This is a genomic window from Streptomyces murinus, assembly GCF_002154555.1.
Taxonomy (GTDB): Bacteria; Actinomycetota; Actinomycetes; order Streptomycetales; family Streptomycetaceae; genus Streptomyces; species Streptomyces murinus.
The window spans coordinates 26,046-37,465 of record NZ_MUNF01000037.1; the positions used below are offsets into that span (position 1 = coordinate 26,046).

The 11,420-nt window shown below is 72.2% G+C and carries 11 protein-coding genes; 4 read left to right on the plus strand and 7 right to left on the minus strand.

Annotated elements, in window-relative coordinates; translation table 11 throughout:
• Window positions 1-18: 18 nt before the first annotated feature.
• Window positions 19-1,224: a fatty acid biosynthesis transcriptional regulator FasR gene (gene fasR / locus CCN72_RS03110; RefSeq protein ID WP_085564550.1), complete on the minus strand. Its 1,206-nt coding sequence runs from the start codon at window positions 1,222-1,224 to the stop codon at window positions 19-21.
• Window positions 1,225-1,317: 93 nt separating this feature from the next.
• Here fasR and CCN72_RS03115 point away from each other — a divergent pair, with 93 nt between their 5' ends.
• A complete protein-coding gene (locus tag CCN72_RS03115; protein WP_167408634.1) occupies window positions 1,318-1,974 on the plus strand; it encodes a pirin family protein in 657 nt (218 codons plus the stop codon).
• A gap of 4 nt (window positions 1,975-1,978) precedes the next feature.
• Here CCN72_RS03115 and CCN72_RS03120 read toward each other — a convergent pair whose 3' ends face one another.
• The 3 genes from CCN72_RS03120 to CCN72_RS03130 all read right to left on the minus strand — a co-directional run bounded on the left by CCN72_RS03120 (window position 1,979) and on the right by CCN72_RS03130 (window position 5,115).
• On the minus strand, window positions 1,979-3,703 hold the full coding sequence (locus CCN72_RS03120) for a serine/threonine-protein kinase (RefSeq protein ID WP_086806217.1): 1,725 nt from the start codon (window positions 3,701-3,703) through the stop codon (window positions 1,979-1,981).
• 76 nt (window positions 3,704-3,779) lie between these two features.
• Window positions 3,780-4,607: a serine hydrolase domain-containing protein gene (locus CCN72_RS03125; protein ID WP_086806218.1), complete on the minus strand. Its 828-nt coding sequence runs from the start codon at window positions 4,605-4,607 to the stop codon at window positions 3,780-3,782.
• 19 nt (window positions 4,608-4,626) lie between these two features.
• The gene (locus CCN72_RS03130) at window positions 4,627-5,115 is read right to left on the minus strand and encodes a GNAT family N-acetyltransferase (protein WP_086806219.1); all 489 of its coding nucleotides are present in this window, start codon (window positions 5,113-5,115) and stop codon (window positions 4,627-4,629) included.
• 96 nt (window positions 5,116-5,211) lie between these two features.
• On the opposite strand from CCN72_RS03130, the gene CCN72_RS03135 reads away from it, so the two are divergent.
• On the plus strand, window positions 5,212-5,676 hold the full coding sequence (locus CCN72_RS03135; RefSeq protein ID WP_085564545.1) for a MerR family transcriptional regulator: 465 nt from the start codon (window positions 5,212-5,214) through the stop codon (window positions 5,674-5,676).
• Window positions 5,673-6,689, plus strand: coding sequence for an aldo/keto reductase (locus tag CCN72_RS03140; RefSeq protein WP_086806220.1), 1,017 nt, complete (start codon window positions 5,673-5,675; stop codon window positions 6,687-6,689). The genes CCN72_RS03135 and CCN72_RS03140 overlap by 4 nt, the downstream gene beginning before the upstream one ends.
• On the opposite strand, the gene CCN72_RS03145 is transcribed toward CCN72_RS03140, so the two are convergent.
• The 3 genes from CCN72_RS03145 to CCN72_RS03155 all read right to left on the minus strand — a co-directional run bounded on the left by CCN72_RS03145 (window position 6,690) and on the right by CCN72_RS03155 (window position 9,627).
• On the minus strand, window positions 6,690-7,529 hold the full coding sequence (locus tag CCN72_RS03145) for a DUF4429 domain-containing protein (protein ID WP_086806228.1): 840 nt from the start codon (window positions 7,527-7,529) through the stop codon (window positions 6,690-6,692). It lies immediately after the preceding gene.
• Between the two features lie 66 nt (window positions 7,530-7,595).
• Entirely contained in the window at window positions 7,596-8,816 is a 1,221-nt protein-coding gene (locus tag CCN72_RS03150; RefSeq protein WP_086806221.1) for an alpha/beta hydrolase, read from the minus strand.
• Window positions 8,817-9,000: 184 nt separating this feature from the next.
• Window positions 9,001-9,627 carry a TetR family transcriptional regulator gene (locus CCN72_RS03155; protein ID WP_086806222.1) on the minus strand — a complete coding sequence of 209 codons (627 nt, stop codon included), beginning with the start codon at window positions 9,625-9,627 and terminating at the stop codon, window positions 9,001-9,003.
• Between the two features lie 207 nt (window positions 9,628-9,834).
• Between CCN72_RS03155 and CCN72_RS03160 the strand changes: the two genes are divergently transcribed.
• Complete coding sequence (locus CCN72_RS03160; RefSeq protein WP_425276122.1) at window positions 9,835-11,370, plus strand: MFS transporter; 1,536 nt, start codon at window positions 9,835-9,837, stop codon at window positions 11,368-11,370.
• The last annotated feature ends 50 nt before the right edge of the window (window positions 11,371-11,420 follow it).

The following is an 11,420-nucleotide window of genomic DNA, read 5'->3' on the forward strand; positions in this document are numbered from 1 at the left end:
TTGACCTCTGACAAAACGCTATGCCTGAGGGTCACCGTCGGCCAGGCGCCCCAGGATGAGCGCGATCCGTAGCGTGAACGCGGATCGTACATCCGAAGGCGACCACCCGGTGACGTCTGTCACACGTCGGAGCCGGTAGCGCACGGTGTTCGGGTGAACGAAGAGCATCCGTGCCGCGCCCTCCAGGCTGCTCGCCTGCTCCAGGTAGACACTCAGGGTTTCCAGGAGCGCCGAGCCGGCCTCTCCCAGCGGTCTGTAGATCTCCTCCACCAACTGCTCACGGGCGCTCGGATCGCCCGCGATCGCGCGCTCCGGCAGCAGATCGTCCGCCAGCACGGGCCGCGGCGCGTCCTGCCACGCCGTGCACGCCTTCAGCCCGGCGGCGGCGGCCTGCGCGGACCGGGTGGCGGCCAGCAGGTCCGGTACGACGGGACCGGCGACCACCGGACCCGCCGCGTAGGGCCCGATCAGCGACTTCGCCACCGCGAGCGGGTTGGGGCTGCCGCCCGCGATCACCACGAGGCGGTTCCCGAGCACGCCGGTGAGCACCTGGAGCTTGGCATGCCGTGCCGCCCGCCGGATCGCCTCCACGGTCAGCTCGCTGTCCCCGTCCGGGGCGGTGCCGAGGACGACACACACATGCTCGGGAGAGTTCCAGCCCAGCGCGGCGGCCCGGCTGACGGCGCCCTCGTCGGCCTCGCCGCTGAGCACGGCGTTGACCACCAGCGACTCCAGACGCGCGTCCCAGGCACCGCGTGCCTCGGCGGCCTGGGCGTACACCTGGGCGGTCGCGAAGGCGATCTCCCGCGCGTACACCAGCAGCGCCTCGCGCAGCACCCGCTCGTCGCCCGGGGCGGCCACCTCGTCGATGGCGCTCTCCATGACCTCGATGGTGGTGCGCACCATCTCCACGGTCTGCCGCAGCGTGATCGCCCGGGTCAGCTCGCGCGGCGCGGTTCCGAAGACGTCCGTGGAGATCGCCTGCGGGGTGTCCGGGCGCCGGAACCACTCGGTGAACGCCGCGATGCCCGCCTGGGCGACCAGCCCGATCCAGGACCGGTTCTCCGGGGGCATCGCCCGGTACCACGGCAGGGTCTCGTCCATCCGCGCGATCGCCTGGGCCGCGAGACTCCCGGAGGACTTCTCCAGCCGTTTCAGGGTCGCCGCGTGCGTATGGACGACGGACGCTGCGGGGTCACCAGGGTGGGATTCGGGTTCGGGCACGGGGACAAGAGTGCCTTATCCGGACGGGAGCATGCGTCGCCGGGTCGGCAACCCGGGGCCCGCGCGCACCGGGGACAGGACTACGGTGGGGACGTGATCGACGTACGGCGCGCCGCCGAGCGCTATCCGGGCGGGGACCCGGCGGCCGGGATCGAGACCCGCCACGCCTTCTCCTTCGGCCCGCACTACGACCCCGACAACCTGCGCTTCGGCCCGCTGATCGCCTGCAACGAGGAACGGCTCGCGCCCGGCGCCGGGTTCGACGAACACCCGCACAGCCACACCGAGATCGTCACCTGGGTGATCGAGGGCGAGCTGACCCACCGCGACTCCGCGGGCCATGAGCGGACCGTGCGCGCGGGAGACGTCCAGCACCTGAGCGCGGCGGCGGGCGTCCGGCACGTCGAACGCAACGACGGCGCGGGCCCGTTGGCCTTCCTCCAGATGTGGCTGGCCCCGCTGGAGCCGGGCGGCGAGCCGTCGTACGACATCGTCCCGGGCATCGCCGACGCCACCCCCTACGCCGTCCCGGCCGCGGGCGCCATGCTGCATGTGCGCCGCCTGGGCGCGGGGGAGCGGACCGCCGTACCGGACGCGGCGTTTCTGTACGTCCATGTCGTACGCGGCGCGGTCCGGCTGGACGACGCGGAGCTGGGCGCGGGGGACGCGGCCCGGATCACCGGCGCGCGGAATCTGGCCGCGGTCGCGGTGACGCCCGCCGAGCTGCTGGTCTGGGAGCTGTCCGGCTGACGGCTCACTGCTCGTCGTCGCTCGCGGGTTCCGCGTTGCGCCAGACGGTCAGGTCGACGGTGATGTAGTCGCTGGGGCTGCCGCGGCCCGCCGTGCCGCGGTAGGTGACCAGGCCGACATGGCCGGAAACCGTGTGCACACAGATCTGCGAGCCCTTGCTGAGCTGGGACAGATGGATGTTCTCGGCGTAGCGGGTCACCCTGCGGCAGGTGGCCAGGGAGCCGTGCTCGGCGTTGTTGAGCAGGACCACCTTGTCGCCCGCGGTGCCCACGACGGGCGTCTGGTCCTCGGAGTAGTCCGGGTCGTCGTCGTAGTAGAAGTCGGCGTTCTTGCCGAAGCTGGCGTTGGAGGTGTACTGCTCGTCCGTCGGCTTCGGCGGCGAGTCGGCGAACCGCACCCAGTAGCCCCGGGGGATGTTGATGCCCTTGAAGCTGACCGGTTTGGGGTCGGGGCGGTGCTGCCCGGACGCGCCGGCCGGGGTCCGCGAGGAGCTGTCGTCGGTGCTGTCGCCGAGGCGGCTGAGCACCGAGACACAGCCCGCGCCCCACAGCAGGGCGACCCCGACGGCCGCGCCGATGGCGATCTTCCGGCCGACGCTCCGCTTCGGCTTCGGCGGCTGCCAGCCGTACGGCTGGACGTACGGGGGGTACGGCTGCGGCGGCGCCGGGTGCCGGTACCCGGGGGCGTGCGGCGGCTGGGCGGGCGTTCCCCCGGCCGGGCCCGGATGGGGCCCTCGCGCGGTCGGCGCGGGGGTGCCGGGCCCGGGCAGCGGTCTGGTGGGCGGCGGGGCGGCCGGTGCGACCGTCGGGGCCGCGGCGAGCGCCGCCGAGGCGGAGACCCGCCGGGTGATCTGCGCGGCCAGCGCCTCCGGCAGCCAGGAACCGGACTGCCGCAGCGGCGCGGGCGACGCCTCCTGGCACAGTGCGACCACCTCGGCCGGGGTGGGACGTCCGGCCGGATCCTTCGCCAGACACCGCGCCACGAAGGCCAGTTCGGCGGGCATCCCCGCAAGGTCCGGCTCCTCGTGCACGATCCGGTACAGCACCGCGTGCGAGGGCCCTTCGCCGTACGCGCCCTGGCCGCGCGCCGCGAACACCGCGACCTGGCCGAGCGCGAACACGTCCGAGGCGGGCGTGACCGGCCGGCCCGCCGCCTGCTCGGGCGACATGAACGCGGGGGTGCCGATGGCGACACCGGTGCCGGTCAGCGCGGTGGCGTCGGCGGCCCGGGCGATACCGAAGTCGATCACCCGGGGGCCGTCGGCGGCCAGCAGCACATTGGACGGCTTCAGATCCCGGTGCACGATGCCCGCGCCATGGATCACCGACAGCGCCTCGGCCATCCCCGCGAGCAGCAGCAGGACCGACGGCAGCGGCAGCGGGCCGTGCTCGGCCACCGCCGAGGCCAGCGAGGGCCCCGCGACATAGGCGGTGGCCAGCCAGGGCCGGGCGCCCTCGGTGTCATGGTCGATGACCGGCGCGGTGTACAGGCCCTGCACCCGCTGCGCCGCCCGCACCTCCTGCCGGAACCGGCGCCGGAACTCCGGGTCCTCGCTCAGCTCCGGCCGGATCGTCTTCAGGGCGATCGGATGGCCGCCCGGCGTGTACGACAGATACACCGTGCCCATGCCGCCCGAACCGAGCCGGGCGGCGAGCCGGTAGCCCGCCACCGCCCGCGGATCACCGCTGTCCAACGGCCGGAACTCGCCGTCGGCCCGAACCCCGTCCATCACTGTCCCCCGATACCCGCTGCCGTGCGCCGCCGGTGAATTCCCGTGCGCACGGGGGAGGTTATCGGACCGCCGATCAGCGCAGGCCGCGCGTCTCGGCCAGCACCGCGTCGGTGAAGACCGGCCATGCCTCGATCGCCCAGGGGCCGAAGGCGCGGTCGGCGAGGGCGGCGCAGGCGAGGCCCGCGTCCGGGTCGATCCACAGGAACGTGCCGGCCTGGCCGAAGTGGCCGAAGGTACGGGGGGAGGAGGAACCACCGGTCCAGTGCGGCGACTTGCCGTCACGGATCTCGAAGCCGAGGCCCCAGTCATTGGGGTTCTGATGGCCGTAGCCCGGCAACACGCCCTTGGTGCCCGGGAACTGGACGGTCATCGCCGCCGCGACCGTGCGCGGGTCCAGCAGCCGGGGCGCCTGCACCTCCGCCGCGAACAGCAGCAGGTCCGCCACCGTCGAGACGCCGTCCTTCGCCGGGGAACCCGCGAGCGAGGTGGACGTCATGCCCAGCGGCTCCAGCACCGCCTGCCGCGCGTAGTCCGCGAACGGGATGTCCGTCGCCTTGGCGATGTGGTCGCCGAGCTGCTCGAACCCGGCGTTGGAGTACAGCCGCCGCTCCCCGGGCGGCGCCATCACCCGGTGCTCGTCGAAGGCGAGGCCGGAGGTGTGCGCCAGCAGATGCCGCACCGTCGCCCCGGGCGGCCCGGCCGGCTCGTCCAGCTCGATCGCCCCCTCCTCGTACGCCACCAGCGCCGCGTAGGCGGCCAGCGGCTTGGTGACGGAGGCGAGGGGGAAGCGGTGGGCGAGGGGTCCGTGCGTCCCGAGGACGGTCCCGTCGGCTCGTACGACACCCGCGGCCGCGGTGGGCACGGGCCAGTTCTCGATCGACGCCAGGCTGTTCAACGACATGCCGTCGAGCCTATGCGGCTCACAGCATGAGCCGCATCGACGGGTCAGGATCCCGGGTGAAGCCCAGCGACTCGTACAGCGGCTGGGCGTCCGGGGAGGCGGTGAGCAGGACATGTCCGGCGCCCCGCGCCCGGAACCAGGCCAGCAGCTCGTCCATGCACGCCCGCGCGTATCCCCGGCGCCGGGCGTCCGGGTCGGTGGCCACGCTGAAGACGTAGCCGACCCGGCCGAGCGGATTGTGGGGGGTGCCGACGCGGTAGTCCACGGTGCCCGCCGCCAGCGCGGCCAGCCGGCCCGGCCGCTCCGGGGACTCGACGACGAACACCCCGAAATCCCCGTCGGCGTCGTCCTCGCTCGGCGCAAGCCGCTCGCGCAGCAGCGGCAGGGACTCGGCGTGCCAGCCCGTCGCCCCGGTGAACCCCGGCCTGCCCAGCGCATCGATCATGACCTGGCGCAGGCGCAGTACTTCGGCGGCGTCCTCGGGCCCGGCCCGGCGTGCGAGACTCATGCCCCGCACGCTATCCAGCCACCCGGCGCCCGGTCCTGCGGTTTTCTTACCGGCCCGGCTTGCTTGGAGTGCACTCTAAGGTCATAGCGTTGAGGCATGACGGTGATGCAGACCACGCCTGCGACCCTTGAGGACTCACACCCCGCCGACATCTGCTCCGCCCGGCCCCCGCGCCACCCGCGCCCGGACGGCCAGGACCGCTACACGATCAGCGAGGTCGTCGCCTGCACCGGCCTGACCGCGCACACGCTGCGCTGGTACGAACGGATCGGCCTGATGCCGCACGTCGACCGCTCGCACACGGGTCAGCGCCGGTACACCAACCGCGACCTGGACTGGCTGGACCTGGTGACCAAACTGCGGCTGACCGGTATGCCGGTGGCGGACATGGTCAGGTACGCGGAGCTGGTGCGCGAGGGCGCCGGGACCTACCGGGAGCGGCAGGAACTGCTGGAGCAGACCCGCCGGGACGTGCTCGGCCGGATCGCGGAGCTGCGGGACACGCTCGCCGTGCTCGACCGCAAGATCGATTTTTACGCCACTGAGGGGAACACGCGATGACCGACACCAGGATTCCGACGGCCCGCCTGGGAGCGCAGGGGCCCGAGGTCGGTGTGCAGGGACTCGGCTGCATGGGCATGAGCTTCGGCTACGGCCCCACCGACACCGACCAGGCGCGCGCCGCCCTCGACCGGGCGCTGGAGCTCGGCGTGACCCTCTACGACACCGCCGACGCGTACGGCGCCGGCGAGAACGAGCGGTTCCTCGCCCCGTTCTTCCGGGCCCACCGCGACGAGGTGGTGATCGCCACCAAGTTCGCCCTGTCCATCCCGAAGGACGACCCGACCAAGCGGATCATCCGCAACGACTCCCCGTACATCCGCGAGGCCGTCGAAGGCAGCCTCCAGCGGCTCGGCGTGGAGGTGATCGACCTCTACTACATGCACCGCCGCGATGTGAACGTGCCCATCGAGGAGACCGTGGGCACGATGGCGGAGCTGGTGCGCGAGGGCAAGGTCAAGCACCTTGGCCTCAGCGAGGTCACCGCCGAGGAGCTGCGCGCCGCGCACGCCGTGCACCCGATCGCGGCCGTGCAGTCGGAGTGGTCCCTGTTCAGCCGGGACATCGAGGCGCATGTCGTGCCCGCCGCACGGGAGCTGGGCGTCGCCCTGGTGCCGTACTCGCCGCTCGGCCGGGGCTTCCTGACGGGCGCGTTCGCCAACGCGGACAAGGACCTCTCCTCCGACGACTTCCGCCGTCAGCAGCCCCGCTTCACCGGTGACAACGCCGCCGCCAACGCGGCCCTCCTGAAGCCCCTGCACACCATCGCCGCCGCCCATGACGCGAGCGCCGCCCAGATCGCCCTGGCCTGGGTCCAGCAGCGCGCGACGGTCGACTCCCTCTCGGTGATCCCGATCCCGGGCACCCGCAAGGCGAGCCGGGTGGAGGAGAACGTGGGCGCGACCCGGATCACCCTGACCGAGGACGAGCTGGCGCGGCTGGAGCCGATCGCGGGCAAGGTGGCGGGCGAGCGGTACGCGGACATGGCGTTCACCTCGGCGGGCCGGGAGTGATCACAGCTCCGCGAGCAGTTCCGCCTTCTTGCCGGTGAACTCCTCGTCGGTCACCAGCCCGGCCTGATGCAGCTCGCCGAGGTGTCTGATCCGCTCGGCGATGTCCGCGGGGTCGCGGCGGCACTGCGACACCGCGGGCACCGGCCGCCGCGAACGCACGGCCGCGAGCACCGCGGCGGCGAACGGCAGCGACTCGTGCACCGGGCCGTAGCCCAGCCCGAACACCACCGCCGCCGGATCCTGGTCGGGCTCCGGGACCGCCGCCGCACCCGAGGCGCGCAGCCGCAGGAACCCCTCCAGGGCCTCCGGTGAGCGCCATTCCACCCCGCTGAGGTCGGCGATCGCGTAACTCTGGTCGCCGGCCTTCCACTTGGCCGTGGACGCACCCGTCCAGGACCAGCGGAACTGCACCGACGTCCCGTCGAACGTCGCCTTCCCGTCGTACGCCTTGAACTGGAGCGGCGCCGTGGGCGCGGCCACCAGATACCGGTCCGCGGGACCCGACTCCGTCAGCCGCGCCGCCAGCTCCTCCGCGCAGGACGCCGCCTGGGGCTCCCGCTCGGCCGGCAGCACCAGCCGATAGGGGTCGGAACCCTCCTTCAGCTGCCCGTCCGCCGCCTCCATGAGCGGATCCGCGCCCGCCCGGGGCACCAGCCGCAGAACGAGGGTGCCACGCCGGCCCGGAGTGAGTGTGACCTCTTCCAGCGCGGACAGCGGGATCCGCCGCTCACCGAGCGCCTGGAACAACTTCGGTGTTCGAATCCCCCGTTCGTAGCGGATGAGCACGGAGTCGGACTCGAACTCCCAGACGGCATGAAAACCCGCCAGTACGTCACCCATGCGGCTCATCGTATGCGGCACGTCCTTCTCCGTCGCCACCTTCGCGGACCGCACTTCCTGCTGTTTCTACGCGCGTCGGGCCGTCGCCGTCGCGCCCAGACCGGCCCGGCACATGTCAGTTTCACCGGCGCATGTCACCGAGTCGTACGCGCCCGTGCCGATGTCGGCGAGGTTGCGCAGGCTGTCCGTGCCCGGAGTGAAGTACCCGGCGTGGCCCTGCGCGTCCCGCGCGGACAGCACCCGGGCGCCGAAGCCCGAGGCGACCGGATCGGCGCCGTGCCCGAGCCCGCCCAGCTCCAGGTACGGGACGTCCTGGATCCAGTCGGTGGCGTCCCGCATGGCCCACACCCGGGCGGTGGTGTCCAGGTCGGCGGCCCGGGAAACCCGCATCCCGGGGCTGGCGGCCACCGCTATGTCGGCGACCCGTCCGGGCATGCCGTGCGCGGCGACCCCGCACAGCACGGAGCCGTAGCTGTGGCAGAACATCGACACCGGGGCCCGGCCGGGCAGGGCCCGCAGCAGCGCGTTCAGCCGCAGGGAGCCCTCCGCCGCGCGCGCCCCGGTGGCCGCGTCCACCCCGAGGCCGTCGGGGGAGGTGTAGTCGGCCCAGGCGATCACGGCCGTACGCGTCTTCGGGGCGGCGGTGCGCTCCGCCGCGTACAGCGCCTTGGCCATGCCGACCGGGGCGGTGTAGGGGCGGTTGGTCTTCTGGAAGGTGAGCAGGTCCGTGTCGACGCCGGGGACGACGACCGAGATCCGCTGCGCCTTCGCCAGGTTCCCGAACACCTCGGAGATGCGGCCGGTGCCCGACGGGTCGAAGGAGAGGATCTGGCGGCCGGGGGTCAGCAGCGACTCGTAGCGGTGCATACGACGGCCCGCGTCCTGCTGGCCGGCCGTGCTGAGCCGGCTGTCGTGCATGCGCTCGCGCTCGACCGCGCGCTGCTGCTCCAGGGCGAGGTGGTTGGCCTGGTAGCGCAGGGAGACCGGCGCGCCGTTCATGTTGCCCACCGCGAGCGGATAGCGGTGGGCGAGGCGGGAGCGGTCCTGCGCGGAGAGCGAGACGAAGAAGCGGGTGAGCCGCGCCGGGTCGGCCTCCGGGTCCGGCAGCCGCAGCCCGTGCAGGCTGCCGTGGGTCCACTTGTCGCGGGACGCCTGGAGTTCGCCGGACTCCCGGTGGGTGCGCAGGGCGGTCCAACCGGTGGTGGCGAGCATCACGAACACGACGGCCAGCGCCAGCATCGCGCGCCAGACGTTGAGTTGCGGGGAGGAGGTATCGAAGGAAGTCACTGGGAGGACACACTAGGAGAACGAGACGGTCTCGCGGTAACCAGGTGACCGGGATCACGTTTCGGCGGAGATCGAACACACGGTGAACGATCTTTCGAACCTGTCGCAGTCGATCTGCTGAACACCACATCGGCGGTCCCCCGGACGCACTTCCGTCGATCTTTCCGACGTCGTGCCAACGGCCTCAGTTCGCGCGCCAGTTCCCCTGGAGGGCCGAACTCACCTGATCGAGGTACGAGACGGTGAGTGATCTGACGGCCTCCAGGCTGAAGTCCCGGCCCAGGCACCACTGCCGTTCCGTGACCCGGATCACCCCGCCGAACACCGCCACCGCGAGCCTCGGCCGGGGGTCCGTGTCCACGTCCACGCCCTCCCGCTCGGCCAGCAGCCGCGCGAGGCTCTCCTCGACGGCGGTCGAGCGGCGCAGATGGGCGGCGAGCAGCGCGGGCGTCGACTCGATCGTCCGGTACATGCGCAGATACAGCTCCATCGGCACGGCCGACTCGACGGTCTCGCGGATCGAGTCCCAGTCCTGGAGGACGGCCTGCCGCAGCGCCTCCATCGGCGCCTCGTGCGGCGGCCGGGCGCGCAGGGCGGCCAGGAAGTGGGCCTCCGTCATCTCCTGCACGGCGAAGGCGGCGTCCTCCTTGCCCGCGAAATAGCGGAAGAAGGTGCGCTGCGAGACCTCGCAGGCCGCGGCGATCTCGTCCACCGTCGTGCGCTCGTACCCCTGGGTGGTGAACAGTTCGAGAGCGGCCCGCAGCAGCGACTCCCGGGTACGCCGCTTCTTGCGCTCGCGCAGCGTCTCCATGGCCCCTCGACTGCCCCTTCCCCGATGTTCGACCAGCTCAGCCTATGTGGAAGTCCGCACTGTCAGTTACCGACTTATGAAAATGTTTGTCAACTGTCAGTGGCTGTCACTAGTCTCGAACGCATGACTGGTCAGACCACCATCGACACGACGGGCCCGGGCGACGGAGCCCCGCCGGCCCCGGCGGAACAAGCGCCGGCCACAGGGATGCGCGGCCACCCGTGGCTCACCCTGATCACCGTCGCCGTAGGGGTCATGATGGTGGCCCTGGACGGCACCATCGTGGCCATCGCCAACCCGGCCATCCGCGACCATCTGCACGCGACCTTCGCCGATGTGCAGTGGATCACCAACGCCTACTTCCTCGCCCTCGCGGTCACCCTGATCACCGCGGGCAAGCTCGGTGACCGCTTCGGGCACCGGCAGACCTTCCTCATCGGTGTGACCGGCTTCGCCGCCGCCTCCGGTGCGATCGGGCTGTCGGACAGCATCGCCTCCGTCGTCACCTTCCGCGTCTTCCAGGGCCTGTTCGGCGCGCTGCTGATGCCGGCCGCGCTCGGCCTGCTGCGGGCCACGTTCCCGGCCGAGAAGCTCAACATGGCCATCGGCATCTGGGGCATGGTGATCGGCGCGTCCACCGCGGGCGGCCCGATCCTCGGCGGCGTGCTCGTGCAGCACGTCAACTGGCAGTCGGTGTTCTTCATCAATGTGCCGGTCGGCGCGATCGCCCTGGTCCTGGGCCTGCTGATCCTGCTCGACCACCGCGCGAGCAACGCGCCGCGCTCCTTCGACGTGCTCGGCATCGCCCTGCTGTCCGGCGCGATGTTCTGCCTCGTCTGGGCCCTCATCAAGGCGCCGAGCTGGGGCTGGGGTTCGGGCGAGACCTGGGGCTTCATCATCGCCTCGGTCCTGCTCTTCGCGTTCTTCGCGTTCTGGGAGACCAGGGTCGCCGAACCGCTCATCCCGCTCGGCCTGTTCCGCTCCGTGCCGCTGTCGGCCGGTGTGGTCCTGATGGTCCTGATGGCCATCGCCTTCATGGGCGGCCTGTTCTTCGTGACCTTCTACCTCCAGAACGTGCACGGGATGTCGCCGGTCGACGCCGGCCTGCACCTGCTGCCGCTCACCGGCATGATGATCGTCGCCTCGCCGCTCGCCGGCGCCGCGATCACCAAGCTCGGCCCGCGGGTCCCGCTGGCCGGGGGCATGGCCGCGACCGCGATCGCCATGTACGGCATGTCCACCCTCACGGCCGGCACGGGCAGCGGCGTGATGTCCGTCTGGTTCGCCCTCCTCGGCCTCGGTCTCGCACCGGTCATGGTCGGCGCGACGGAGGTCATCGTCGGCAACGCGCCGATGGAGCTGTCCGGTGTGGCCGGTGGCCTCCAGCAGGCCGCCATGCAGATCGGCGGCAGCCTCGGTACGGCGGTGCTGGGCGCGGTGATGGCCTCCAAGGTCGACAGCGCGCTGCCGGGCAACTGGTCCCACGCGGGGCTGCCGCCGCTGACGCCGGCCCAGCTGGACCAGGCGTCGGAGGCCGTGCAGGCGGGTGTGGCGCCGGTGCAGAAGGGGATACCGGCCGAGATCGCCGCCAAGATCACGACCGTGGCGCACGACACGTTCATCTCCGGGATGAGCCTCGCCTGCCTGGTCGCCGCGGGTGTCGCCGTGGTCGCGGTGCTGGTGGCCTTCCTGACCAAGCGGGGCGGGAACGCGGAGGCGGGGGCGGGCGTGGGGCATATCTGACCCCGGCCATCCGACCCCGGCCATCCGACCCCGGCCATCCGACCCCGGCC

What these genes read in the sequence shown, in the direction of transcription:
- CCN72_RS03120 (WP_086806217.1), bottom strand. Translation starts at nt 3,703, where the DNA reads ATGGACGGGGTTCGGGCCGACGGCGAGTTCCGGCCGTTGGACAGCGGT.
- CCN72_RS03125 (WP_086806218.1), bottom strand. Translation starts at nt 4,607, where the DNA reads ATGTCGTTGAACAGCCTGGCGTCGATCGAGAACTGGCCCGTGCCCACC.
- CCN72_RS03130 (WP_086806219.1), bottom strand. Translation starts at nt 5,115, where the DNA reads ATGAGTCTCGCACGCCGGGCCGGGCCCGAGGACGCCGCCGAAGTACTG.
- CCN72_RS03135 (WP_085564545.1), top strand. Translation starts at nt 5,212, where the DNA reads ATGACGGTGATGCAGACCACGCCTGCGACCCTTGAGGACTCACACCCC.
- CCN72_RS03140 (WP_086806220.1), top strand. Translation starts at nt 5,673, where the DNA reads ATGACCGACACCAGGATTCCGACGGCCCGCCTGGGAGCGCAGGGGCCC.
- CCN72_RS03145 (WP_086806228.1), bottom strand. Translation starts at nt 7,529, where the DNA reads ATGGGTGACGTACTGGCGGGTTTTCATGCCGTCTGGGAGTTCGAGTCC.
- CCN72_RS03155 (WP_086806222.1), bottom strand. Translation starts at nt 9,627, where the DNA reads ATGGAGACGCTGCGCGAGCGCAAGAAGCGGCGTACCCGGGAGTCGCTG.
- CCN72_RS03160 (WP_425276122.1), top strand. Translation starts at nt 9,835, where the DNA reads ATGCGCGGCCACCCGTGGCTCACCCTGATCACCGTCGCCGTAGGGGTC.